Origin of the sequence: Leptolyngbya sp. GB1-A1 (assembly GCF_039962475.1) — a bacterium.
In the GTDB taxonomy this organism is placed as follows: domain Bacteria; phylum Cyanobacteriota; class Cyanobacteriia; order Elainellales; family Elainellaceae; genus Leptolyngbya_A.
Window position 1 is genome coordinate 166,776 of sequence record NZ_JAMPLI010000008.1, and the last position, 25,264, is coordinate 192,039.

21 protein-coding genes, 1 tRNA gene and 4 pseudogenes are annotated in these 25,264 nt (G+C 48.5%); 15 read left to right on the forward strand and 11 right to left on the reverse strand.

The window, feature by feature from the left end; genetic code table 11:
- Nucleotides 1-79 precede the first annotated feature (79 nt).
- From NDI45_RS11240 to NDI45_RS11250, 3 genes are all read left to right on the forward strand, one after another.
- Entirely contained in the window at nt 80-1,138 is a 1,059-nt protein-coding gene (locus NDI45_RS11240; protein WP_348247371.1) for a glycosyltransferase, read from the forward strand.
- Between the two features lie 61 nt (nt 1,139-1,199).
- Nucleotides 1,200-2,690, forward strand: a complete 1,491-nt coding sequence (locus NDI45_RS11245; RefSeq protein WP_348247372.1) for an NAD(P)/FAD-dependent oxidoreductase — start codon at nt 1,200-1,202, stop codon at nt 2,688-2,690.
- Between the two features lie 21 nt (nt 2,691-2,711).
- Entirely contained in the window at nt 2,712-2,939 is a 228-nt protein-coding gene (locus NDI45_RS11250) for a glycosyltransferase (RefSeq protein ID WP_348247373.1), read from the forward strand.
- Here the strand turns inward: NDI45_RS11250 and NDI45_RS11255 are convergent.
- The 3 genes and pseudogenes from NDI45_RS11255 to NDI45_RS11265 form a co-directional block, all read right to left on the reverse strand.
- Entirely contained in the window at nt 2,869-3,255 is a 387-nt protein-coding gene (locus tag NDI45_RS11255) for a hypothetical protein (RefSeq protein ID WP_348247374.1), read from the reverse strand. The genes NDI45_RS11250 and NDI45_RS11255 overlap by 71 nt on opposite strands.
- A 268-nt stretch (nt 3,256-3,523) precedes the next feature.
- Nucleotides 3,524-3,596 (reverse strand) — tRNA-Ala (locus NDI45_RS11260).
- A gap of 325 nt (nt 3,597-3,921) precedes the next feature.
- Nucleotides 3,922-4,139, reverse strand: a pseudogene (locus NDI45_RS11265) (transposase); the annotation flags it as partial.
- A 341-nt stretch (nt 4,140-4,480) separates the two neighbouring features.
- Here NDI45_RS11265 and NDI45_RS11270 point away from each other — a divergent pair.
- The 7 genes and pseudogenes from NDI45_RS11270 to NDI45_RS11300 all read left to right on the forward strand — a co-directional run.
- Nucleotides 4,481-6,241: an alpha/beta fold hydrolase gene (locus NDI45_RS11270; protein WP_348247375.1), complete on the forward strand. Its 1,761-nt coding sequence runs from the start codon at nt 4,481-4,483 to the stop codon at nt 6,239-6,241.
- A 429-nt stretch (nt 6,242-6,670) separates the two neighbouring features.
- Entirely contained in the window at nt 6,671-6,967 is a 297-nt protein-coding gene (locus NDI45_RS11275; protein ID WP_348247376.1) for a hypothetical protein, read from the forward strand.
- A gap of 373 nt (nt 6,968-7,340) precedes the next feature.
- The gene (locus NDI45_RS11280) at nt 7,341-7,538 is read left to right on the forward strand and encodes a hypothetical protein (RefSeq protein WP_348247377.1); all 198 of its coding nucleotides are present in this window, start codon (nt 7,341-7,343) and stop codon (nt 7,536-7,538) included.
- Nucleotides 7,539-7,774: 236 nt separating this feature from the next.
- Nucleotides 7,775-9,334, forward strand: a complete 1,560-nt coding sequence (locus NDI45_RS11285; RefSeq protein WP_348247378.1) for a HAMP domain-containing sensor histidine kinase — start codon at nt 7,775-7,777, stop codon at nt 9,332-9,334.
- Nucleotides 9,264-9,932 (forward strand): response regulator transcription factor, encoded by a 669-nt coding sequence (locus tag NDI45_RS11290; RefSeq protein WP_190792580.1) that lies wholly within the window; start codon nt 9,264-9,266, stop codon nt 9,930-9,932. Before NDI45_RS11285 ends, NDI45_RS11290 begins: the two co-directional genes overlap by 71 nt.
- Nucleotides 9,933-10,047: 115 nt before the next feature.
- On the forward strand, nt 10,048-10,383 hold the full coding sequence (locus tag NDI45_RS11295) for a hypothetical protein (RefSeq protein WP_348247379.1): 336 nt from the start codon (nt 10,048-10,050) through the stop codon (nt 10,381-10,383).
- A 105-nt stretch (nt 10,384-10,488) separates the two neighbouring features.
- Nucleotides 10,489-10,596, forward strand: a pseudogene (locus NDI45_RS11300) (oxidoreductase); the annotation flags it as partial.
- Nucleotides 10,597-10,675: 79 nt separating this feature from the next.
- Here the strand turns inward: NDI45_RS11300 and NDI45_RS11305 are convergent.
- The 7 genes from NDI45_RS11305 to NDI45_RS11335 all read right to left on the reverse strand — a co-directional run bounded on the left by NDI45_RS11305 (nt 10,676) and on the right by NDI45_RS11335 (nt 19,216).
- Nucleotides 10,676-11,026 carry a winged helix-turn-helix domain-containing protein gene (locus NDI45_RS11305; protein WP_348247380.1) on the reverse strand — a complete coding sequence of 117 codons (351 nt, stop codon included), beginning with the start codon at nt 11,024-11,026 and terminating at the stop codon, nt 10,676-10,678.
- A gap of 108 nt (nt 11,027-11,134) precedes the next feature.
- Nucleotides 11,135-11,326: a helix-turn-helix domain-containing protein gene (locus tag NDI45_RS11310; RefSeq protein WP_190792582.1), complete on the reverse strand. Its 192-nt coding sequence runs from the start codon at nt 11,324-11,326 to the stop codon at nt 11,135-11,137.
- 67 nt (nt 11,327-11,393) lie between these two features.
- A complete protein-coding gene (locus NDI45_RS11315) occupies nt 11,394-13,754 on the reverse strand; it encodes a DUF3604 domain-containing protein (RefSeq protein WP_348247381.1) in 2,361 nt (786 codons plus the stop codon).
- A gap of 21 nt (nt 13,755-13,775) precedes the next feature.
- Nucleotides 13,776-14,657 (reverse strand): sulfate ABC transporter permease subunit CysW, encoded by an 882-nt coding sequence (cysW, locus tag NDI45_RS11320; protein WP_348247382.1) that lies wholly within the window; start codon nt 14,655-14,657, stop codon nt 13,776-13,778.
- Entirely contained in the window at nt 14,647-15,516 is an 870-nt protein-coding gene (gene cysT / locus NDI45_RS11325) for a sulfate ABC transporter permease subunit CysT (protein ID WP_348247383.1), read from the reverse strand. Before cysT ends, cysW begins: the two co-directional genes overlap by 11 nt.
- Before the next feature lie 2 nt (nt 15,517-15,518).
- Nucleotides 15,519-16,583 (reverse strand): sulfate ABC transporter substrate-binding protein, encoded by a 1,065-nt coding sequence (locus NDI45_RS11330; protein ID WP_348247384.1) that lies wholly within the window; start codon nt 16,581-16,583, stop codon nt 15,519-15,521.
- Nucleotides 16,584-16,843: 260 nt separating this feature from the next.
- Nucleotides 16,844-19,216: a tetratricopeptide repeat protein gene (locus tag NDI45_RS11335; protein ID WP_348247385.1), complete on the reverse strand. Its 2,373-nt coding sequence runs from the start codon at nt 19,214-19,216 to the stop codon at nt 16,844-16,846.
- Nucleotides 19,217-19,404: 188 nt separating this feature from the next.
- Between NDI45_RS11335 and NDI45_RS11340 the strand changes: the two genes are divergently transcribed.
- The 5 genes and pseudogenes from NDI45_RS11340 to NDI45_RS11360 all read left to right on the forward strand — a co-directional run bounded on the left by NDI45_RS11340 (nt 19,405) and on the right by NDI45_RS11360 (nt 24,394).
- Nucleotides 19,405-20,403, forward strand: coding sequence for a ferritin-like domain-containing protein (locus tag NDI45_RS11340; RefSeq protein ID WP_348247386.1), 999 nt, complete (start codon nt 19,405-19,407; stop codon nt 20,401-20,403).
- Nucleotides 20,396-21,199 carry an isoprenyl transferase gene (locus tag NDI45_RS11345; RefSeq protein ID WP_348247409.1) on the forward strand — a complete coding sequence of 268 codons (804 nt, stop codon included), beginning with the start codon at nt 20,396-20,398 and terminating at the stop codon, nt 21,197-21,199. Before NDI45_RS11340 ends, NDI45_RS11345 begins: the two co-directional genes overlap by 8 nt.
- Before the next feature lie 216 nt (nt 21,200-21,415).
- A pseudogene (locus tag NDI45_RS11350) lies at nt 21,416-22,229 on the forward strand (IS5 family transposase).
- A gap of 168 nt (nt 22,230-22,397) precedes the next feature.
- Nucleotides 22,398-22,718 (forward strand): hypothetical protein, encoded by a 321-nt coding sequence (locus tag NDI45_RS11355; protein WP_348247387.1) that lies wholly within the window; start codon nt 22,398-22,400, stop codon nt 22,716-22,718.
- A 221-nt stretch (nt 22,719-22,939) separates the two neighbouring features.
- Complete coding sequence (locus tag NDI45_RS11360; RefSeq protein ID WP_348247388.1) at nt 22,940-24,394, forward strand: protein kinase; 1,455 nt, start codon at nt 22,940-22,942, stop codon at nt 24,392-24,394.
- A 22-nt stretch (nt 24,395-24,416) separates the two neighbouring features.
- Here NDI45_RS11360 and NDI45_RS11365 read toward each other — a convergent pair.
- Nucleotides 24,417-25,239 (reverse strand): annotated as a pseudogene (locus NDI45_RS11365) (IS5 family transposase).
- Between the last annotated feature and the right edge of the window lie 25 nt (nt 25,240-25,264).

Here is a 25,264-nt window from a genome sequence, read left to right on the forward strand (position 1 = left end):
CGTACATTCAGTTAGAAGTTCCAAGGTGACTTGAATCGACTTTTGTAAACGCTGCACGGAAATAGCCGCAACTTTAGTAATGAATCAGCCTCTTTCAGAATTGGACTTGCCAACTGAGCTAGTGATTTCGATTGTAATTCCGGTCTTTAATGGAGGTGAAAGCTTCCAGCGATGTTTAGCCAGTCTTGCTCAATTTGTCTCAACTGCGGTAGAGCTGATTGTTATTGATGATGGCAGTACTGATGGCTCTGGAAAGCTCGCTCAGCAAATGGGAGCCCAAGTCGTGCGAGTTCCCAAATCAGGAGGACCAGCACGGGCACGCAATCTAGGCGCGCACATAGCTCAAGGCGACATTCTCTTCTTTGTAGATGCTGATGTCACTCTCAAAGGTGACACAGTAAGCCAGATTGCTAGGATTTTTCGCCATCAGCCCGGCCTCGCTGCTCTAATTGGTTCTTACGATGATGCACCCGGTGCTCCTAACTTCCTTTCCCAGTACAAGAACCTGTTTCACCATTACACCCATCAAACAGCTTGTGAGGAAGCATCAACGTTTTGGGGAGCTTGTGGTGCAATTCGGCGCAATGTATTCCTGGCGATCGGTGGGTTTGATGAAAGCTATCAAAAGCCTTGTATTGAAGATATTGAATTAGGCTATCGGCTGAAACGGGCGGGCTATTCTATCCGTTTGTGCAAAGATATTCAGGTTAAGCACCTGAAGTGTTGGAAGCCCCTTTCTCTGCTGAGGGCAGAAATTTTTTATCGGGCATTGCCCTGGACAGAATTACTCTTAAGCAATCGCCAATTCAATGCTGATCTCAACCTGAGCCATGCGAATCGCATCAGCGTGATTCTGGTATTTGCCTTGATCGGAAGCTTGCTTGCGGTAGGGTTCATGCCCTGGTTTTTATGGGTTTCAATCATTATCACCCTGGGGCTGCTAGTGATGAATTGGGACGTTTATCGGTTTTTCTGTACCAAACGGGGGCTGCGGTTCACCCTGCAAGTGATTCCCTGGCACTGGCTCTACTTCTTTTATGGAGGGGCTGCCTTTGCCTATGGTCTATTGCGGCACTATCTTAACCGCTGGTATCTCCCTGAACTCCCGATGCCTTTGGGTGTTTACAAGTCCAAATGATGAAAAATGTCTACCCGCAAAACATCACTCAGCACAACTTAACTTTGGAGGCTTTTCAGATATGAACTCGTTTCCCGTCATTATTATAGGGGGTGGACCTGCTGGACTGACCGCGGGTTACGAACTGATGAAACATAGTGTCCAGTCGATCGTTCTGGAGAAAGCTGAAAAAGTTGGTGGCATCTCTCGTACTGAAATGTATAAAGGCTATCGGTTTGATATCGGTGGTCATCGCTTTTTCACAAAGGTAGGCGAAGTTCAGGCTGTATGGCAAGAAATTTTGGGAAATGATTTTATTCAAGTTCCCAGGCTATCTCGGATTTATTACGATGAAAGGTTTTATGACTATCCCCTCTCACTGTTCAAAACCCTGAGGAATCTGGGACCTATTCGCAGTTTCTTGATTTTGATCAGCTATCTAAAAGCTAAATTCCGCAAGTTTTTGAACCCAGACTTTGACCCAAAAACCTTTGAGGACTGGGTAACTGACTGCTTTGGAGAGCGGCTTTACCAAATTTTCTTCAAGACCTACACGGAAAAGGTTTGGGGCATTCCCTGCAATCAAATTCAAGCGGACTGGGCAGCTCAGCGGATTCAAAATATGTCGCTGAAGCGAGCTGTAATCAATGCACTGTTTGGAAAACAAAACGCCAAGAGTTTGATTAAGAAGTTTGACTATCCTCGACTTGGACCCGGAATGATGTGGGAACGCTGTCAGGAATTACTGGAGAACAATGGATCACCTGTTCATCTGAATACAGAGGTGGTGCGAGTTGAGCGCGAGGGCAAACGGATTACAAAAGTGATTGCGAGACAGGGTGATCGCACCTTTGAACTGGTAGGTGATCACTTCATTAACTCCATGCCAATATCAGCACTGCTACATCGTCTTGATCCCCTACCACCCGAGGAGATTCTAGCCGCAGCTCGTGGTCTGAAATATCGTGACTTTCTGATCGTTCCCCTGATTATTAACCAGGAGCATCTTTTCCCCGATAACTGGCTCTACATCCATAGCCCGCAATTTAGAGTTGGACGCATTCAAAATTTCAAGAACTGGAGTCCGGAGATGGTTCCTGAAGCAGGCAAAACTTGCCTAGGAATGGAATATTTCTGTAGCGAAGGCGATGATCTTTGGGAGATGCCAGACTCCCATTTGATTGAGTTAGCCTCTCAGGAAATTGTGCGATTGGGATTGGGAGTTAACTTGAAGGATGTGGAAGACGGTTGTGTGATTCGTCAGCGCAAGGCGTATCCGGTTTACGACGGCGAGTATCGTCAGCACTTGCAGGTGTTGCAAGACTATCTCGAAACCTTCGAAAATCTGCAAACCGTGGGGCGAAACGGGATGCACCGCTATAACAACCAGGATCACTCGATGCTGACTGCATTACTGGCAGCCAAGAACATTCTGGGCGAACAGCACGACCTCTGGAATGTGAACGTTGAGCGGTCCTATCACGAAAACTTTACGAATGAGGAGTGGTCGAAGGTGAAGCAACAGACTAACAACTTGCCTATACCGGCTCGATCGCTTTCCAAAGCCGCTTGAGGGCGATGCAGGGAGGTCCTGATGGCAGAATTTGACGCTCCGCTGGTTTCAGTGATTATCCCGGTCTTCAATGACGGAGAGCAGCTAAAGCTCTGTTTAGCGGCATTAGCACAGCAGTCCTATCCGCGATCGCAGATCGAAATCATCGTAGTGGATAACTCATGGGGTGACAGAGAAGCTAGAAGGGAGGCTGAATCAGGGACATTGCCCGTAGCCCTTGTTGGAAAAAGCAGCGTTTTTGCAGCTTGAGGCGTATGAGTTGCTCAGCCCAATTCGACCATAAATCCATCGAACGAATCCAAAGCTGTCCATACAGTCCTATCCAAAAATCACTGTGTCGGTTTTGAGTTCGCTTCGACTCCGGCACTCGTCCAATGTAGTGCTGAATCTGCTGACGACAGATGCGCTTGCTCTGTTCGATTGTGAGGGTGTGGGCAATGGCGACCAACAGCACTAAAGCGAGAAACCGTTGCCCGGTGGCACGACAATTTTCCAGGTTATAGCCGCCCGTTTTGAAATCTCTAAACATCGGCTCAATCGAAAACCGCTTAGCATAGCTGTTCAAGGCAGATTCAAGATCATTGAGGTTGGTCAACAAATACCAGACTTGATTAGTTTTCGATTGTCGGTAGACCCGTTTCCATAGCGTGACGAGATTGAAACGACCGAACCCCTGTTCTTTGCTCGGTTGTCTAGCAGCTAGACAATTCCGATCGTGAGCCTTCCTTGTCTCAAAATAAGATTGGTCTAGCTCCTAGATGAAGCTCTTAGCTATGATGGTCAAGCAAACACAGATTAGACACAAGAAGGGTCTTGCAGCAGGAAAAATCTTATGGAGCTAAGCGGATTCGAACCGCTGACCTTCTCAATGCCATTGAGACGCGCTACCAACTGTGCTATAGCCCCTTACATCTCGATAATGATGCCTTAATTCGGTGAGATTGTCAACTTCATCTGATTCGATCTGGCAATTCTCATTTTGGCAATTCAACTGGTGTTGTGCGGGATCTCTAGTTCAAGCCCTTGAAGCATAAAGGTGAGCAGGTGATCCCAACTGTCGAAATACAGTTAACGAGTCAACGCTCGCAAATCATCGAAAAAGGTTTTGTGAGTGGGCAACTGCATTCGCAGCAGTTTGTACTTCTAGTCAAGCAACTCCGGTAGTGGTCTGAATCTATCGTTTTACCAGCTAATTGCTTGATTCCCATTTTCATCCCTCTCCTGGAAGGTGTTATGAACTTTGTACTACCACCTGAGCAAATCGTCCAAGCATAAGAATGGCAAAAGCGACCCGATGCAGTCCAACTAATGTTTCTTGTAAACGTTCGTAATCTCTTGCTAATCGCCTGAATCGTCCAGCCCATCAAACGTGCGCTCCACTACCCAGCGACAAGGCAGTAAGACAAAACCATGCTTGGCTTCTGGCAATTTCACTACTTCTAGTTGAATCCCGATTGGCAGGGTGCGGTGTAGAGAAGCTGCTGAAGAGGAGACTTGACCTGCGCGACAATGATTCTCCGGTGATCCTCACTGACGCTTGCACCCGATAAGCTGTCATTCGATCGCAAAAGATAAAAATTCTTTCATCTTTGTTTCACTCAGCATTTATCGACGCCGCCAACACTGAATGAATAAACATTAGCAGCCTGGATTCTAAATCCAGAGCCGCTTTGTTTCACTTTACGAAACCAGAAGGTAGCACTGTGGATCAGCGAGTTAGGAGAGGGCGGCGATTATCCCTTTGCAGAACCGCGAAGCAAACGCTCCGTTTCTTTATCGGTGGATTGGCCTTGACAGTCAGTATCAATGCAGTTTCACCAGCGATCGCTGGTGAACGACTGGACATTCAAATGAGTTCTGTCGGGGTGTCTGTATTGCTCGCGGATTTGGAAACCTTTCTCGAAACCGGGCAAGTGCCTCCCGAACTGCAACCTTACCGTTTTTTGCTCAATAAGGAAGTCCGTCAAGCTCTAGGCAGTAAGGCAAACTTAAACCCATCCGCGAGCAATAGTCTAATGAACGATCTGCTGCAATCCACCAACGGTGATCGCCTCCTGCATTTGCTGCAACGTTTGATAATCGGCAGTACCAGGGAAGACCTTGCAACAGCGATTTCTCAAGCCGCCCAACAGCCAGAAGGATTGAGCCTGATGGGAATTCTGCGCCACTATCCTCAAGCCCAACTCAAGATCGATCTGGAAGCGGCGATCGTCCTATTAGCTCAGATGAATCAATCCCAACAGGCGATCGAGAAGGCTCTTGAGCAAACGCTAACGGTTCCCACCCTACCTTTTCGGCATCCGCTTGACCCGGCTGCTCCTGGAACTTTTGAGGTGCAGCAACAAACGCTTGCCTTTCGAGATTGGGAGCGCGATCGCAGGATCTCCACTGACCTGTATTGGAGTGATCAGCATCGCGGACCGCTCATCGTTCTCTCCCACGGGTTTGGAGCCGATCGCCGTTTTTTGGGTTACTTGGGTGAGCATCTTGCTTCCCACGGCTTCACCGTTGCAGCGATCGAGCATCCGGGCAGCAACCTTGACTGGCTCGCCCCACTCCTGGGCGGCAGATGGATTCCCGCCGAGCAGCGATCGATTCTGCCCACCTCAGAGTTTATCGAGCGTCCCAGAGATGTTCAGTTTTTGCTGGACGAACTGGAGCAGTTAGAACAACGATCCGATCGATTTGCGGACCTGTTCAATACTAAGCAAGTCACTGTGATTGGACACTCGTTGGGCGGATATACAGCATTGGCACTGGCAGGAGCAGAACTTGATTTAGAGAGCCTACGAACGTTTTGCAATCGCGTTGATCAGGCCGGGCTGACTCCCGCAGATTGGCTGCAATGCACTGCCGCTGACTTACCTAATAACTTGCCCGTCTTGCAAGATGCACGAGTTGCCCAAATTATTGCGCTCAACCCAGCGATCGGACATTTATTCACGTCAGCGAGTCTGGCACAAATCCAGATTCCGACGATCGTCTTATCGAACAGCGAGGATACAATTACGCCCCCGATTCATCATCAGCTTCTACCGTTTGAGCAGATGCAAACCAAGAAGTATTTGATTACGGCGCTTGGAGCAACACATCTCAGTGCAGGAACGCCAAATACTCTAAATGAATCTCTATTTGACAATGCATTTGTGCGCGAACGTCGCAGCGGAGAAACAGAACCATTGAGACAAATGCTGAAAGGGATGTCGCTGGCATTTGCGCAGCAGTTAACCCCTGAAGCCGCAAATTATCGTCCTTTTCTGGGTGCTGCCTATGTACAGTCCCATTCAACTCGCGATCTAAAGCTGCGTTTTGCAACCGATCTTCCACCAGAGTTGGTTACTCGATTAAAGCATTTAGAAGACATTCATAGAGCGATCGTCGCTTCACCACGAATTAGCACAATTTTGGCAGCCGTTCCCATTCAGCTTGAAATGTCACGGATAACTGAAAAATGGCTCCTGCTTCTGGCGTTATCCGCTGTGTCTCTTGCTCCTAGAAGGAGGTCCACCGAGAGAGATGAGCGAGCAACGAGATCAAAAGTTGCAAGCTAATTGAATTTTCACTTCTTTCTGTCCTTTTCGAATACTGTTCAGAACTAACCTGATTATGCCTTCGATCCAATGCCCTAATTAAGACTTGGATCGTTTTGTTGAAGTTAATGATATGTTAACCGCGAGAGACTAATTGCGTTAGCAGCAATATCCAGATGTTCCATCATATTTCTGCAATTTTTACTTGAAAAATATACGCCTTAAAGAAGATGCATAAAAACAAACTTAAACAATAAGAGGCAGTAAGCGTAATTCAGGCTAATCGATGCGCTGCACTTTTTCGCTGAGTTTATAAAAACCTTTTCACATTCGTTTTATAAACAATTTAAGTTCAACTGTGAAACTAAAAGACATGAAGGAAAGAGAACAAATCAAACTTGCTCTCCTTCACCTTCAGCCCTACACAATTTAAACTAGGAAGTAATCATCATGAAACGCCTGATCCTCACATCCTTATCTGTTCTGGCTCTTGGCACTGTTGCTGCTCCGACCTTTGCCGTCAGCGATCGTTTCGAGCAAGAGCGTCAGGAAACTTTGAATGCAATGAGTGATTCCTGGCAACAAGAGCGTCAGGAAACCTTGAACGCCAGCAATGAACGTTGGAAGCAGGAACGTCAAGACACCTTAAATGCCAGCAACGATCGCTTTCAGCAAGAACGTCAGGAAACTTTGAATGCAATGAACGATCGGTGGGAACAGGAACGCCAGGAAACTTTGAATACCTAAACTTCACTGAAGCAGTTTTACTCAAGTAACCGCTAACCCGATGACAGTGAAACTGCCTGGCTCAAAATGCTCTCATCGTTAAAGCTGAAGATGTTTCCCTCATCCTCTGCTCGATGAGGTTTGTCAAACGGCATTGCTTACGGGATCCAAAAACCAAATTTTCACCCTTAAGCAGTGTTCGTTTCATTGAATCAATCGTCGCACAGAAACATTCACTGAGGTATTACCGCTGCCGGGTGATACCTTTTTATTTTAGAACGTTTATAAAAAATCTTTCATCTTTCATTTACACACCATTTATTTCATCCAGTCATATTAGAAAGTGTCAGCAAAGGCTGATGAAATAATTCAATCTCATTCAGGAGAAAAACCGATGAAACGTTCAATGTTAATGAGTTTGTCGCTGGCTGCTGTGTCGCTGGGCGCGATCGCTGCCCTGAGCGCATTAGACCATCAATCTGCTACCGCACAGGCACAGCAACCCCAGCAGGAACAACTTCAAGAGCAGCCGCAAGCACAGCCCAAAGTTGGCTGCAATGAAGCCAATCAATCGGCAGGACAGACGATCTGAAATCAGAGGATCTAGAAACAGTTTCAAAGTGACAGGATGCGATTGCCCCAGGTTGTTATTGGTAAACCTGGCATCCTTAAATTCAACCTGGAAATGAGTATTAGGAGTGCGACCTAATGCTTTTCCTCTACAAGAATTCTGTAGTGGTGTCTATCCTTCAATCGCAAGATTGCTTTAGAATTTTTGCCATCCCTGCTTGACCACGAAGCTCACTTCACCTTTACTTCCCGCCTGCCATGCCGTCGCTTCCAAAACCCACTCAACCCTCTGTTAGGGCATTGCCGCAGTCACTCCTGGTAAAGCTCACCCATCCCCAATGGTATCGCTGGCTGTTTAGCGTTCGCACTCGCCTGTTGCTGTGGTATTTGTTTCTGGCAGGCTGTGTCACTTTCATTTCGGTCAGCGCTGCCGATCGCGTTTATCGCGAAAGCATTGTGTCGCGTGCAAACCTGGCAATGAAGCAGCAGCTTGACCAGTTCAGTTACTTTGTTCAGTCCAAACAGCAGAGCGGTAAACTTCCGACTTCTACGACTCAAATCTTCGACGTATTTCTAGATCTCTACGCACCTACCCGTGATGAGTATTTCATAACGCTGATCAATGGGCAATTGCACGACTATCGCTCTTACTCCGGGCAACTCCCTGCCTTCCTGGAACAAAACGCTGCCCAGTTCCCGGACTGGTCAACGGTGAAATATCGACAAGAAGGACAGATGCATTTTGGCGAACAGCGATTTCAATACGTCGCGCACTGCTTCCGAATGGCAGGCAAACAGCCCGGAACCCTAATTGTTTTCTACGATGCCACCTCTGATTTTCAGCAGGGACGGCAGGCGTTGCTGCGTTTGTTGCGGGATGTCAGCATCTTTCTAGGGATTTCTTTGATCTTCGCCTGGTTTACGGCAGGACGGGTGCTAGCTCCCCTGCGGCAACTGACCAAAACGGCTCAGTCCATTCGGGAGTCAGACATGAATCAGCGATTGTCTGTGCAAGGCAAAGATGAAATTGCAGAACTCACCACGACCTTTAACGAAATGCTCGATCGCCTTCAGGTGGCCTTCGAAAGCCAGAAGGAATTTCTCAAAGATGCCAGCCACGAACTGCGAACGCCCATCACCGTGATTCAGGGACACCTGGAGATGCTGCAATATCGACCCGACCAGCAAGAAGAAACGATTGCCCTGGTAATGGATGAACTGGAGCGCATGGGCCGCCTGGTAAACGATCTGCTGCTGCTGGCAAAAACCGAAAACCCTAACTTCCTGCACCTCAAAACCGAAGAACTGGACTGGATGACCGAGGAACTGTATCTCAAATCTCGCTCGATCGCCCCGCGCAACTGGAAGCTGGAATCGAAAGGGCTCAGCCCCATTCGCTGTGATCGCCAACGCCTGACCCAAGCCGTGATGAATCTGGTACAGAATGCGGTGCGCCATACTGGAGAGAACGATACGATTACGCTCGGATCATCAGTGCGCGACAGCTACGCCTTCCTATGGGTGAGCGATACGGGAGAAGGTATTGCCCCCGAAGATCAGAAGCGCATCTTCCAACGCTTCACGCGCGGCACGAATCAAGACAATCAGTTTGAAGGTTACGGACTCGGACTTTCCATTGTGCAGGCGATCGCACAGGCTCATCACGGCTGGATCGAACTGCAAAGCCGTCTGGGAGAAGGCTCAACATTTACGATTATTATTCCGCTGGAACCCCCCGTTACTGCCCATGAATCGCATCCTGATCGCCGAGGACAATCCGCGCATCACCTCCTTCCTGGAAACCGGACTTCAGGCTAATGGTTATACGACGACCGTGGTGAGTACGGCAAAAAAAGCCATTTCGTTTGCCAGCAGCACTGATTTTGATTTGCTGATTCTGGATCTGGGGCTCCCTGATGCCGATGGACTAAAAGTGCTGGCAGCCGTACGAGGACAAGGCGCAACCCTACCGATTATCATCCTGACCGCTCGTGATGGGCTCGACGATACTATCTCCGGTCTCGAAAGCGGCGCAGACGATTACATGACCAAACCCTTTCGGTTTGAGGAGTTATTGGCGCGAGTGCGGGTTCAGCTTCGCAATCAGCGATCGTCTAAAAAGCCCGAAGAAACGCAATTGCGGGTGGCAGACATCACGCTGGATTTATTGACTCGTCAGGTGTGGGTCAGTGATCGTCCGGTAGAACTCTCGACCCGCGAATTTCTGATGCTGGAAGTATTCCTGCGCCATCCGATGCAGGTCATGACCCGCGAACAGCTGCTCGATCGCATCTGGGGATACGACTATGATCCGGGTACAAACATAGTGAATGTCTACGTAGGACACCTGCGGCGCAAGATTGGGGACGATCGACTGGAAACCGTGCGTGGGGCAGGCTATCGTCTGCGCGTTTAGGGGCAAGGTGCGTTGCTGGTTTCCTCAATGCGATAAGTCTTCAATGTTTTACTTCTTGAATCTCAATATATCGATATCAATGAAGGGATACCGCAGATTATTCAGGAGTTAACTCATGACAATACACAAAACGCACTGGCAAACGTATCGCAAACTCGAACAAACTATCGATTGTGTTGAACAATCCTTTTTGCAGCGATTTATTGAACAACTTCAACAAACTAATAGAAGAATTGTCCAATGCTTCACCCCATCTAAACCCATCATTCAGCAGGTGAAACAGAGAAACGGTCGAGTTGGGTGGCATGTTCACGACCCAAACACCCAACGGAGTGCTTATCTGACTTCTGAGGAGGAAACTCTGGCGTGGTTAGACGAGGGTTTTGCCGATCGACAAGCTGACTCAACCCTAAACCAGGTGGACTTGTATCGATCGCAAGCAGTTCGTTGAGCAAAGTTGATTGGCAAAATCAAATGTAAATGTAGGGGTGTTCATCCTGTAGCAGTGTTTTTCAAAACTTATCGTTTGCCAATGCCTTGCTTGGAGAATCAGGCAATTATCCCAGCAGATGCGATCGCCCGTGCCATCGCTTTTGCGATCGAGCAGCCAGAAGATGTGGATGTTAATGAAATTATCGTTCGACCGATCGGACAGAGCGGCTAAGTGTCTGCCGATGTTGAGGTGCTGAAAACGTTGATGTCAACTAGCGTTTATCATCCTCGTGCTAATGCTTGGCATCGTGTTAGCGACTTGCGCCGTTAGCTTCTGCGTCTAGAGCATAAAGCACAGCGTCCCTTGATTGTCGATGCTGGCAACGTAATTCACGCTCTTTGCGTGTTGAGTCGAATCTCTGGGGTTTCTCCCTTTGGCGCATCCCCTCGTCCTCTTTGTGCATCTGAGCGGACTCTCGCTTCGTCTGCCCAGGCAATCTCTGCCCCTGCTCGATCGCTTGCGGGTCTTGTTCATATGCTCGCTTCAATGGCTTCTGCGGGGTCATCCCCCATCGCTTGAGATACTCTCCCACACTCTGAATCGGCATCACCACACTATACACTTGAGCAATCAGACTTGCTACGGCTTGTCGAGTCCACAAGGCACTGTCTATCTCTAACTCATTGGGACAATACTCCCGAATTAACTGTTGCAGGTATGCCTCTTCGTCAGGATTGAGCGTCCGTCCTTACCCTAGTTTTTTGCCGCGTCAGTACTGCTCTAGAGTGGCTTCCCCTTCCTGCTGATATTGCTGCCACCAGTCCCAGACCGTATTGCGATGAACACCCAGGTATTCAGCAATGTCAACGATACGTTTGCCTTCCCCGCGTAATCGGATTGCCTGCTGTCGTAAGTAATTTTGTGTCTCCGGATTGAGCGTTCGAGCATCCGGTTTGTTCATACCTCTATGCTAGCAATCTCTCGCCTAACTCTGCCTTCTCTTTTCTTGCCAGGCTAATAAATATGAATCAGCCAAATTCAACGAACAATGGACTTGTCCAAACCTTTGAATCATCAACCTGACGACCTGATAGATAAACAGGTACAAAGCCATGTGGTCTAGATTGAGGAGGCAGAGTAAATTCACCGCTTAAATCTCGGGGCATCTGTTTTCCACTCACACGTTCTACGGCAACAAAAAGCTCTGCTCCACCCAATTCTTGACGCAAATTAGTTTGGGCTAGCAGCTCCTGTCCTGTGAACTCCCAGGTGAACTCAGGACAGTGAATATAAGGATTAGGCTGAAGTAAACTACCTACCTTGGTGTAGCTACCAATTTGAATATGCAGACGAAACCGGGCTTGGAGCAAATCGGATAATTCTAATTCAATTGCATCACTATCCCCGTAAGTGTCAGACCGAAACTCCAGCTTGAGAGGGCTAGCTCGTCTCACATATTCCTCAGGATGCTCCAATCCATACGCTTGATAACTCTGCACGAGGGTATTGGAGTACTCTAATACTCCACGCCATTCTGCCCAACGATAGCGATCTTTAATGCGTGCTCCTCCCCAACGCAGCCGGATCCGATCGGAAGAATAACCTGCCTCTGCGTGAAGATTACGGCTCCACAACAACCCTGTATCTGTATAAGCAGCAATCTCATCCCAGCCGCTTGTGCCCAAGAATCGATATTGAATCTTGACTGAATCAGAGGCAGTAAACTCGTCCCCTTGAATATGAGAACCTGACCACAGCAGCGCAACCAGACGATCGCCTGTTGTTGCCCAAGTATGTCGAGAACGCAGGGCATGATTAATGGCTGATTTGGTTAGGGATGGCGCAATGACCCCTGTCAAACCACCGTTTACACCAAAGACGGCTGTACCCGGGACGCCGCCGCCACATCGTCCTCGATGCTCATCTCCATTGGCAGATACACCAACCTTGTAGCCTCGACGAATTGCATCTTGATAGAACCAGGGAAAATGTCCCCAAGCAGAACCAATTTCAATGAGCCGTTCTAACCGGGGGTGATGCCAGTCTAAAATGGCACGTCGTCCGCCAACATGAGGAATCAGCAAATGTTGCTCTGGATCGTGAATGTAAGCTGCAAACAGCCGATCGACGGGCCAAGCCCCAGGGACTAATTCCTGTCCCTTCATTTCTTCATTCCACTCAAACGATCGCACTTGGTTACCCTGAGGATCGTAGGGAAATCGCACTTCATTCCCTAAGAAAATCACATTGCGATCGCCGCCAGCAGCAGAATTGCCGCACCATTCTGTTCCGGGATAGCAGAGGAATTTGCCTTCTTCGGTAATCTCTCGACATTGTTTTACATCATCCTGCCACCGTTCTTTGGTGATGTTAAAGTCGTTTGCGGTGTAGCCTAAAATATCCAATCCGGCAACATCTCGACCATAGGTGAAATTGTATTCAGTGCTATTGGTTCCGACCGTGTTATTGGAATGTACATGCAGATCAGCAAAAAACGCACGCGGATAAGCCAGATCAGACTCTACAGTGACAGGCGTTAAATTGCTCTGCAAACTTGTTCCACTTAAAGTTGCTTGAAATCGCGTTTCTTCGATCGCTTCCAACGTCAGATCTGTTCTGGCAACTGCCCATCCTTGCTTTGGAAAGTTCAGTTCTTGCTCGACGATCGCTCCAGCTGTACTTTGCTGGATTAACTTCAGCGGTTTGCCTAAGTTCCAGCAGGTATTGCCCCAACGGTCTTCAGCACGAATTCTGAGAGGAAAAGCTGTTCCTGCCCTAACCAATCGAGGACTAATGACTGCCAGTTTCGCAGGTGCTCCAGGTACAATATCCACCACAACATCTCCTGGAATTGCGGCAAAGCGAGAAGTGCCAACCGGATCGATATAAGCACGAAAGCGGAAGTCTTGCTCGACAAAGGTTTGAACTCGGGTTCCAGGGCCTCCAGCCCGCCGATCGCCCAAGCGAATCAGGATGTGATCTCCGGGTTTAAGATAGCCATCTACAATGTCAATAATGATCGCTTTTTGAAAAGGGCGTTCATGTCCTTTTTGATCAAATCGAACCTTGAGCGATTGCACGGTAGCAGGGCTTTCCCCCGGAAGTGAGGGTCGAGCCTGATATTCCGCAGAAATATAGTTTGCAGCTAAAGGGTCTTCAGTTTGAAACAGTCCCCAGTCTGAATAGAACTTAAATGTCACCTTGATCCAGGCACCATCTGCAATTCCAGACGCACCAACCTCATAATCGAGCAGGATTTCTTGCCAGCTTCCAGCTTCGATCGTTTGAGTTGAGCAGCGTAGTTGTCCTAAAAAAGGTAGTGTACTGACATATTCCAAATATCCTTGAGGATGCGCATATTCCCCCAAACCATTCAACGTTTCGTCCACAATATCGTTCCTTTTGTCAGGCTATTTTTTATGTCTCGAAGCATTTATTGATGTTTGCAACTTATCGGTCGTCCGCAATAATTCCTGGACAACTAGAGTCAGTAATGCCAAAAGGGCAAGTAGCGAAGCACAGGCAAAGGCAGCAACAGTCTGATATTCGGTGTAAACCTGTTCAACATGCAGCGTTAGCGTATTTGTTTCCCGAATTAGCTTCCCGGAGACAACTGAAACCGCCCCAAACTCGCCGATCGCCCTAGATGTGCAGAGAATGACGCCATACAGCACTGCCCACCGAATTGAGGGAAATGTAATGCGCCAGAAGGTTTGCCAGGCATTTGCCCCCAGGGTTTGTGCAGCTTCTTCCGCTTCGATTCCCATACTTTGAAAAACTGGCAGCACTTCCCGTGCTACAAAGGGCAATGTCACAAACAGAGTTGTGAGGATCATGCCGGGTAACGCAAAAATGATTTTTAGATTGCTTGCCTCTACCCAACTGCCAAAGATGCCTGCCGTAGGACTGTAGAGCAGAATAAACATTAACCCCACCACCACAGGCGAAATCGCAAGGGGTAAGTCTAGTAACCCTATCAGAATTGGCTTACCCGGAAATTGGTAGCGTACCAAAATCCAAGCGATCGCAATCCCAAAGACAGTATTGACTGGCATCGTGACCAACGCAATTGTCAACGTCAAAGCGATCGCGTGTTGGGCTTCAGGAGTGGTAATGCCTTCCCAATAAGCAGTGATGCCGCTGGCAAACGCCTGGTAAAACACCGTTAGTAAGGGAAAGAGAACAACGATTGCCAGAAATGACAATCCTAAACCAATCAGAAGATAGCGCCCCCAAGGGAGCTGTTGCAACCGCAGAGCAATCTGTTTGGGTTGAGGTAAGCTAAGGGTCATATCGCCGAGTCCACCATTGCAGCAGATTAATACAGACCAGGACAATGAGCGAAACAATGAGCAAGACGATCGCAACGGCGGTTGCCCCGCTATAGTCATACTCCTCTAAACGACGGTAAATATAGACGGAGCTAATCATCGTTTCGTAAGGAATATTGCCTGAAATTAAGACAACGACTCCATACTCACCAACGCCTCTTGCAAAGGCAAGCGTAAAGCCCGTGAGGATTGCCGGCAGCAACTGTGGAAAAATGACTCGCCAAAATACTTGTCGATCGTTTGCTCCCAAGACATGGGCAGCTTCCTCCACTTCTGGCTCTAGCTCCATCAAGACAGGCTGTACAGCTCGCACCACAAAAGGCAGCGTCACAAAAACTTTGGCAAACACGACGCCTATCACCGAAGAAGTTAGGTTGATGGATTGAAACCCCAGTTGTTGCAGCCCGTCTCCTAAAGCCGTTCCAGGGTTGAGGTAGCGACCCACCATTCCATCTGGACCATAGAGAGATAACAGGGCAATCCCCGCCACCACAGCAGGCATAGCAAACGGTAAATCGACCAAGCCATCGGCAAATCGCTTACCAGGAAAATCATACCGCACCAGAATCCAGGCAAGAATCAACCCAAACACACTGTTAATAAGCGCTGCCAAAATCGCTGCGGAAAAAGACAGCGTATAGGCTTCGATTGCCACCGGAGCCGTAATGACTTCCCACAACTCCTGCCACGGACGCTGAGAGGCTTGTAGAAAGATGACGCCTAACGGCAGCAGCAGAATAAAGCTGAGATAAGTGAGCACCAGCCCAGAAAACAATGCCCGACCTGCAACTTGGGAGGTAGGAATCGTCCGAGTCGCCATGCCTATTGTTTACCTGCTGCTTGAGCCGCATCAAATAAGCCACCATCTGCAAACAAGTTTTTGTTGACGGCTTGCCATCCGCCAAAATCCGCGATCGTGTAGAGCTTGTCTACAGGCTTATACTGGCTAGACTTTGTGGCATAGGCTTGTTTGTCGATCGGACGATACCCGGCTTGGGCAAAAATTTCTTGTGCCTTCGGGGTAAATAAAAACGCTGTAAACGCCTCTGCAACTTCCCGTGTGCCGCGCTTGTCAACAGTTTTGTCAATGACAGTTACTGGAAAATCAACCTGAATATTGTCAGTTGGAACAATATAGGGATAATCATCAGGAATGGCATCGTTAGTGAAAATAATCTCATTCTCAAACGTAACCAGCACATCCCCAATTTTGTTTTTGACAAAGGCATCTGATGCTTCTCGTCCACTGCTCACGAGTGTTTTGATATTTCTAGCAAAGCCGTTTAGATAAGCGTTTGCTGCTGCTTCACCTTCACTCTTCGCTAACGCACCATAGCCCGCTAAAATACCCCACCGAGCATTCCCAGAAGTCTGAGGGTTAATTGCCACGATCGATACCCCATCTTTTGCCAGGTCTCGCCAATCGCGGATCTGCTTCGGATTACCAGGACGGGTAACTAACACCATGACGGTGCTAGCAGGAGAAGCTTGATTCGGTAAACGTTTACTCCAATCAGTAGCAACAAATCCCTTTTCCACAAGCGGGTCAACATTACTTTGGATATTCTGAGCCAAAACATCTGCTTCTAACCCTCCCAAAATAGCTCTCGTTTGAGCACCGGAAGCTCCATAAGACTCTTTGAAAGTTACCTGTTGACCTGTCTTTTCTTTCCATTCTGCTTGAAATGCTGGAATGATTTTGGAATACAGCGGCTTCGCGACTCCATAAGACACAAAGGTCAGTTCAACAGCAGGGGGAGTTCCCGTCGCCTGGGTCTGGGAGGATGTATCCTGCCCTGCTTGCCCAGACTGTTGAGGTTGAGTACAAGCCGTCACTAACAAACCCGCTGTAAACAGCGAAGCATACAGCACAGAGCGTCTTTTCATAACTCTCTCTCGATAACGAATGATCTAGAGGTTTCTGTGAGACTTGCACAGCCTAACCTACTTTCAAATAAGATACACCGAAAAGCCGACCAACAAATGTGAGTTTCCAAGATTGTTCAGTCGGTATAAAACTCTCAGAACTAAGTACTCATCCCTTCTGATTGAGAATGTTGCTCTGAAACTGTCAGAACTAGGTACTCAAATCGCGGCTTTTTTACAAATTTTCATCATTGCAAGCTTTCTCTTTCACCTTCTAGAAGTCACTTGAATTGAATCTGTAGTTGAATCCTTTCAATCTGTCCTGTTGCTTGCATTTGCCTAAACAATCGTAATGCCTGCTCTAATGAGTGCTGACACAGTTGCGATTCACCCATTGCTTGGTAGGTGAGTCCCAATTGAAAATGAGCATTTGCCAAATCGCAAACAGCTCCGATTGTATCGAGCAGCGCGATCGCCTGTTTGTGGTACATCAGTGCATTGTCTAAAGCCTGCTGGCGGCGACAAAGTTCTGCGAGTCCATTCAGCGTCTTTGCTTTGACCTGGGTGTAATGACTTTCTTCTGCAAATTTCAAGGCACGATCGTACATTGCCTGTGCGCGCTCAAACTCCCCTAAATTTGTGTAGGTTTGCCCTAGAATCTGAATGAAATAGGCGAATCGTCCGGTTTGTTCGATCACTTTCTCAGCCAGAATAGATTGATAGGCTGTCTCTGCTAAGGAATAGGCGGCATCGGCTTGCCCTAGATAGGAATGGGTTAGGGCTAAACAGACCGATGCTTTTTCTGCCCAAGGATGATGGGCGGTGTTTTGCGCTCGGTCGATCACCTGCTGAAAGAGTCGGGCGGCGATTTCCAGTTCCCATAAGTCTATCTGGTATAGCCCAATGCTCAGGAGTGAATCCACTTCTAGCATCCGAACATAGTAAACGGTGTGCTGGTTTCGGGTAATGAAAGAGAGCTTTTGCTGAGCAGCATCCACCAGCCCAATTGTTTTCTCCTGACAGGCGATCGCTTCCTGAATGCGACCCGTAATCCAATACAAATCTCCCAGGATGTTGTAGAGTTCGCTGAGTTTGGCGGGAGATTGAATGTTAGGGATCACTTGGACGATCGCGGTCAGGACGGGTTGCAGCAATCCCATGCGGTAGAGAGTACTGCCTAGAGGTAAAAACTGCCGCCACTGATTCGTCCGGCTTTTGAGAATGACGCTCCCCGCTGCTTCAAAGTCCCCAATTTCGATGTAGTGGTAGTGTGCCTCCAGAGCTTGCAGCGCGTCTTGAACGGTCTCAATCGTCAAGACTTGAGTCGTCCAAAATTCTGCGGCTTTGCGGTGGCTGATTTCCCAGTCTGGACTGGCACGCAACCGGGCGAGCGCCTCCGCTTGAATCACAGGATGCAGCCAGTATTTGCCTTGTTCACACTCCACCAGCGATCGATCCCGCAGCCCAGTCATTACCTGCCGTCGTTGGTTAGTCGGTACATCCCAAAGTAAACACAGCGCTCCTTCCGAGGGAACCGCCGGCATTTCCTGATAGCGGTAGCATCCCAAGCGGCAAAGCAATTGATAGGCAGCCGGATCTAATGCTTGCAGGCGATCGATCTGATTGATCACTAAATTTCTTAAGTCTCGTGTTGCCAGCAAGTCCTGCTGATTTTCCTGCCAGTAGGTTGCCATGTCACCATTAAAGTCTTCAGCAATAGCACCACACAAAATCCCCATTGCTTTGGCATTGCCACCATAGGCATGATGTATTTGCCCCAGGGTGGGCAGATCGATCGCCGTTTGGCGACTGAAAAAGGTTTGCCACGCCGCGAGATCGAGCCGGGGTAGCTTGTAGTGTTCTACTGCCAGATCGGGTTCACATAAGCGATCGCGACTCGTCATTAGTGTGACAGACTGAACTCTAGCATCTGATAGGACTCGCAGTAGCTCAACATAGGCACGATGGGGTGGAATGAACCGACCTTCTGCGTCCAGCGCAGGTTCCAGGTTGTCAATCAGGATACCGATTCGCCGCTGATGCAGTTGGCGTTTTAAGCGTCCCAGCGAAATTCCCCATTCCGATCCCGGTTCCTGCTGGAAGTCCTGTTTTAACCACTCCTCAACAATGCGTTCAACCGAGGTAATATTTTGCGTTTCTTTTGCCATCAGCAGTTCCAGCACTGCTTCAAATCCTTGCGTTTGGAGATAGTGCTGTGCCAGCGTCGTTTTGCCTAAACCGCCTTCGCCCTGAATGACAATGACTCTACAACCCTGCTGCACGAGATGATCCAGATGCGCGATTGCCGCTTCCCGACCCAGAAGAGTTTTGGACGGGGGGCGATCGTTCACCAATGCCTGTGCAGGGAGGAATGTTGCCGAAACCTCAGACAGCGTGTGGAGATACCGCTCCAGAACAACTCGACAGGTGCTTTTGGTAATGCGCTCGCCCAATAACCCAGACAGCACCTTCCATAGGTGAGCACTCACATCCTTGATGTGTCCCTCAGTATAACCAGAATGCGCTGCAATCTCCGGGTACTTTTGCCCACGCAGCACCTTACCCAAAATCTCCTTTTGCAGGGCGCTAAGCTGTTTTCCAGTTTTTCGAGCGAGTAGCTGATCCACCCATACCAGTGCCATTTCAGCTTCCATTGCGGAATAACTGATGAAGTTTTTTACACATTCTACTGAATCAGTCCGGCCAGTGTCTCTATCCCCAACTTTTCCGACTTTTCCGACTTTTGCACAGGTTCAATGGGCGACTGTCCCCGACTGACGCGAAGCAGATGGATTGCTTAAGCTGTGAACGATCGCAATCAAATCTTCGACGGAATTATCCTATGACGATCGACCTGCCACTAATGCATAACAACAAATTGCATCACATCAAATCAGCTTCTCTCGATTTTTCTAGCTCTCCCACTCAGCAGGATTTAAGTGATTTGCTCAACCATTATTTTTCAATCGCTCACCTGAACGATCGCCTTCAGGATTTACCGAATCAGTTTCACCACCCCCAACCCCGCCCCTGGAAACCGATCGACTGGCAGGGAATTGCCCTGGATCAAATTGTGGGGATACAGCTCCAGGCGTTTCTGTCGATTCTACAAGGGGCGATTGACACAGAAGCCCCAATTCGGGGTTATACCCAAACCAGTCGCCAATATCTAGAACCGATCGATTCCCGGATGGCTCGCTTTGTCGGAGGAGTGGTCGCGGCAGACGGTCAATTGCTAGAACCGGGTCTTTGGGAAAAAGAAGAGCGGCAACACACGCCCGCGTTGCTCAAAGTTTATACCCAACTCGCAGGAAAAAAAATAATTCCCCAACCCCATGCAGTTCGACCCTATCACTCTGTGGCTAACTCAACGATTGCGCTTTACCGTCACGGGCTGCACCGGGTTGCGACTGAATATGGAGCTGCCTGCCTTTATCTCTGGTTGATGGCCCATACGACTGGACCTTTGCAAGCGGTGCTGCATGAACTGCTGCTGGATGAAATCAACCACATGGCAAAGTTTTGGGGCTTTGGCGTTTGGGCATACCCAAATTCATCGCTCCCCTGTGTTGGCTGGACCTTGCTACAAACAATGAAGGGGCGAATCGGTTATCAGCGCGATCGCAGTAGCTTGGTGGGCACGCTTTACCGCATGACTGAGGTAATGGGATGGCAAGCCTGGTCTACAGCAAACCAATGGACATTTGCCTTGACCTGCATCCACGCGCTGCGGCTTCTAGGCCGCTGGAACCAAGGTCTGACTCCAGCCTTTTTGCAGGACTTATTGGGTGAAAGTCCCTGTCATTCAGTGAGGAGAACTTTAAATCATGACGATGAATGAGCGAAACTTTTTAGCCTTACCAGCGGATCTCGATCCGCAACGGCTGCCTTGCCATATTGCCGTCATCATGGATGGAAATGGGCGTTGGGCAACGCAGAGAGGATTGCCCCGGTTTGCGGGACATCGGCAGGGAGCCAGAGCGTTGAAGGAACTGTTGCGCTGCTGCAAGGATTGGGGCATTTCTACGCTCACTGCCTATGCATTTTCCACCGAGAACTGGCAGCGTCCGCGGTCGGAAGTTCAGTTTCTCATGGGATTGTTTGAACAACTGCTCCAGCGCGAATTGGCAGAAATGCAGCGAGAAGGCGTCAAGATTACTTTTATTGGCGATCGATCAAACCTTGCCCCGTCACTTCAGCAGGAAATGCACCGAGCCACGCAGGAAACTGCCCACAATTGCAAGGTTCATCTCAATGTTGCAATCAACTATGGAAGTCGAAACGAACTGATCAATGCCTGTCGTCAGCTTGTCCAACAGGTTCAACAGGGAATGCTACATCCCTCAGAAATTGATGCTGCACGGCTAGAGGAACAGCTTTATACAGCAGGACATCCTGATCCAGATTTGCTCATTCGTACGAGCGGCGAAATGCGTCTCAGTAACTACCTGCTCTGGCAAATCGCATACACGGAACTTTATTTTACCGATGTGCTATTTCCCGACTTCGATCGCAAAGCACTGTATTGCGCCTTGCTGCATTATCAGGAACGCGACCGCCGCTTTGGAAGAGTTGCTTTGACTGTGCCGCAAAACTTTCTGAATGACAAACAAAATGAGGCAATAGGGATGGTTTAGGCAGTACTACAAGGGGCAATCCCCAGTTCTCGGTCAAACGGAACAGCGCGGTTTCCCACCCAGCGATTGGGGCAGCATCCGACCCGACGTTTCCATTCCACTCACCCCACCCACGTCAGGATGCAATGCTTGAAAAAGCCTTTGCTAAAAATCTATCCGAAAACCCCCAGAGCTGTGAGAGGATCGCAGCGGCTCTATTTCAGCGTTTAGAACTCCATGAGCTTCACAGACATTGACCCCACTTTTCTGCTGCCCGACCCAGTCTGGGAACGGGTAAAAGCAGCCATTCTACTCGAAGCTCCAAAGCCGAAAGGATGACGCCAGAATGAATGATCGCAAAGCCTTAAATGCCGTATTCTATGTGCTGCGAACCGGATGCTAGTGGAACGCTTTACCTCGTTGTTTAAGTGCTTCTAGTACCGTTCATGATCGTTTTCAGTTGTGGGTTGAGCAGGGCGTGTTTGAACGCATGTGGGAGTTGGGGTTAGAACAGTATGCCGAGGCGGTTGGCATCGACTGGGAGTGGATGGCGATGGATGGTGCAATGGTCAAAGCACCGTTGGGGGAAAAAGCAACGGGAGCTAATCCCACTGACCAAGGGAAGTTGGGCACCAAACGCAGTCTGTTAACCGATGGTAAAGGCATCCCACTTGCAATCGCCATTGAAGGAGCCAATCGTCATGACATGAAGATGACCGAAATGACAATAGCAGCACAACGCATTATTCCCGGTGACACTGAAGTTTGCAATCTGTGTTTAGACAAAGGGTATGACTACCATAAAGTGCGAGAGATTGTTAAAGCCTGGGGATATGTGGGACATATTCCATCCCGGGATAAAGGAAAACGAATCATTCATGATATTCCCAACTACCGAGCAAGACGATGGGTCGTTGAGCGAACACACGCATGGATGAATTGATCTCGACGCTTATTGATTCGTTGGGAGAAACATAAAGAAAACTATCTGGGGATGATTCACCTCGCTTGTGCATGCATTGTGGTGAGAGCAATACGGGTGTTCGGATAGGCTTTTAGTACCCAGGTGGGTAATAGCATTAGCTGTGCAGGTTCGTCAAGATTAACAGTAGAAACTCAGAGGTCACGTGAATTTGAACTTTTATTGAGTCACGTTTATCAAAGTTTTGTCTTGACATTACTGAGCTTTCTAAAACTGCTACAAGAAGGAGGATGAATCATGAAATTTCAAGAAGTTCTCGATCGGGCGTTAGCTGATAGAACCTTTGCTGAAAGGCTCAAAAAGCAGGCTGAAAGAGTTTCTCGCGAAGGTGTTGGCTCAGAAGCGTGGGAAGCCGCAATGAAAAATTTTGCTGAAACTCCAGAAGAGCTAGCTCAGTTAAAAAACCTGCGTCTAACAACGGGTGGAGCCCAGAACACCACGACTACAACCACGGTTACAGCTACAACCACAACCTTAGTCTGCACTTTCACAACCACAACCACTTTCACGACCACGACAACCGATTTTCCTATTGGGATTGAGTCTTCCCAAGACTAAATAGCAAGCTGAAATGAGCTTTTTCCACTCTACTAAGGTACGAGGGGATGTAGGGGCACAGTTTCCATGAAGAGACATCATTCCTGCATCCCATTTCTTGTACGACCTCAGCTTTGAAAGGGCTGTATTTTGTGTTAATCATCCATGATTTAAAAGGGTTGTGGATTTACTAATAATGCTGTCGAAATTTTGTTTTTAGTTGCTTAAGCAAGAGGAAAAAGATGAGCAGTAAGATACTGAGTAGAACGTCAGAAAAATATATCGACTTTACAGAATATCTTGCTTTGGTACAAAAAGCGGAAAGTCGATGGCAGCAGTTCTGTAAGACTTACCTTCCAGTAGAATCTGACTACTCCATCTGGCGATCTAGCCGCTTAGGAAATAGCGATGATGCCGAGCAGGGATGGAAGCTTCATATTTCTGCAACGGTTTTGTCTGCAATTGAAATTTTTGAGCGAGTTGCGCCTTTCTTGCAAAAGAATAACATTTTATTCAAAGCACCCAATTCTCTTAAGGAACTGAAGAAAATTAACAGCGGTCTTTTCTATGGGTTCAGTCAGGTTGGAAAATTTATTACTGTATATCCAAAAACAACTGAAATTGCCGTTGAAATTGCCGATCGGCTGCATCAATTGACTGAAGGATTATCCTCTCCTCCGATCCCCTACGATCTGCCGCTGAGACAAAATAGCTGTGTTTATTATCGCTACGGCTCATTTAGTTCTTTAGCCATTACAAACCCTGACGGAACTCAAACTCCTGCTGTACGAACTCCTCAAGGCAATTTAGTCCCGGATCTACGTGAAGCCCAAGCGGCTGTTCCTCATTGGGTGACTGATCCTTTCATTCACAGTTCACGATCGCTCAGCTCCGGTTCGGCCCCTAAAGCAAGTCAACTCCAATCAACTTTTCGTGCCTATGAGGCATTGTCTCAGCGAGGAAAGGGAGGAGTCTATCGCGCGCTAGATTTGAGCGTGCTTCCGGCTCGATTGTGCATTTTAAAAGAAGGAAGAAAAGCAGGAGAGATTGACTGGGATGGGCGAGATGGATACTGGAGAGTAAAATATGAAGCTGAAATTCTCTCATCGCTAAAGCTGGCAGGAGTAAAGGTTCCTGAGGTTTATGCAACGTTTCAAGCAGGAGAAAATTTCTATCTTGCAATGGAAGCGATTGAAGGCGAAACCTTACAGGCTCTTCTCCAACGCAGCAAAAAATTACCCATTCAGGAAGCGATACAGTATGGCATTCAGATCGCCTGTATTCTAGAAAAACTTCATGCCGCTGGTTGGATTTGGCGAGATTGCAAGCCCATGAATTTAATGCGCAGTCAAGATGGCACATTGCGAGCTTTCGATTTTGAAGGTGCTTGCCAAATCAATGCGTTAGATCCGGTGCCCTGGGGAACATCGGGCTACTTGCCGCCTGAATCGTTGAGTGCTTCTGCACAAATTCAGGGAGTTTCTCAAGACCTTTATGCCCTTGGCTCGACTCTGCATCAAATGCTGAGCAATAAACTTCCGACAAGTGAGGAACTAAAAGCACCGATCGGCAAGCTCAGAAGAGGCATTCCGCGCGATGTTAGAGCAGTTATTGTTGCTTTACTGGATCGCAACCCTACTTTACGACCCGATGCCCAAACCGTGAGACGCGTCTTGCAGGCTGCCGAGGCTAGCTGAAATAGTAAACTTCCTGCGTGAATCAGGCGGGATGTGCTAGTTCGTAGTTGAGCAGCCCGGCAATCAAGTTCAAGCGCAAGCTAAATCGCCTCCTGCGGTTACGGTAGCGTCCTGAGAAGATGCGGAAGATCTTGAAGCGACGAATGATGTGCTCCACTCGAACTCGCAGTCTCGCTAGTGCCCGATTGTGTTGCTTTTCGTCTCTGGCTAACGGTTGCTTGCGCGGTTTCTTGGTTGGGGTACAAGCCCCAGCATAACGTTTGGCAACCCCCTGATACCCTCGGTCAGCTAAACATAACTGCGATAGCACAAAGGGTAGGCGACTGCGCTTGATCAGCTTGAAGTCATGCGTCCTGCCCTTGTAGGTGGCAATCACTTACCCGGTGTCAAACTCCACTCACAGGTGCGCCTTCAGCGTATGGCATTTGTGCTTCCCACTGTAGTACCGTTTCTATTTTTTTTCGGGAGTTCGATTTTGACTTTGCCTACGTCCACAGCAGCACTTTCCATTCCCACCCCGGTTGGTATAGCTATCGTTGGCTAGGCAAGCGAAACTGACCGCATTTGACCAGGATGTCCTCGACCTTCTTGATGATGCGCCCCACTGTTGTTTCGTGCAGTCCCCAACTCGTGCCAATGTGGAACTAGCTGCGATATTCCCGCCAGTATTCCAATGCCACTAACAACTGGTCTTCCAAGCTCAGTTTGTTTTGTCCACCTCGTCGTCCCTGGTGTTCCAGGTGGGGACGCAACTCCTCAACCATCTCGCCGAAGGTCTCCCAGCTCACGCCGCACAATCGCTTAAATTCTCCAACACTCAAGCGTTGCAGTTCTTGGTAAGGCATAGCGATTTCTCCTTGTGCTTAGTTC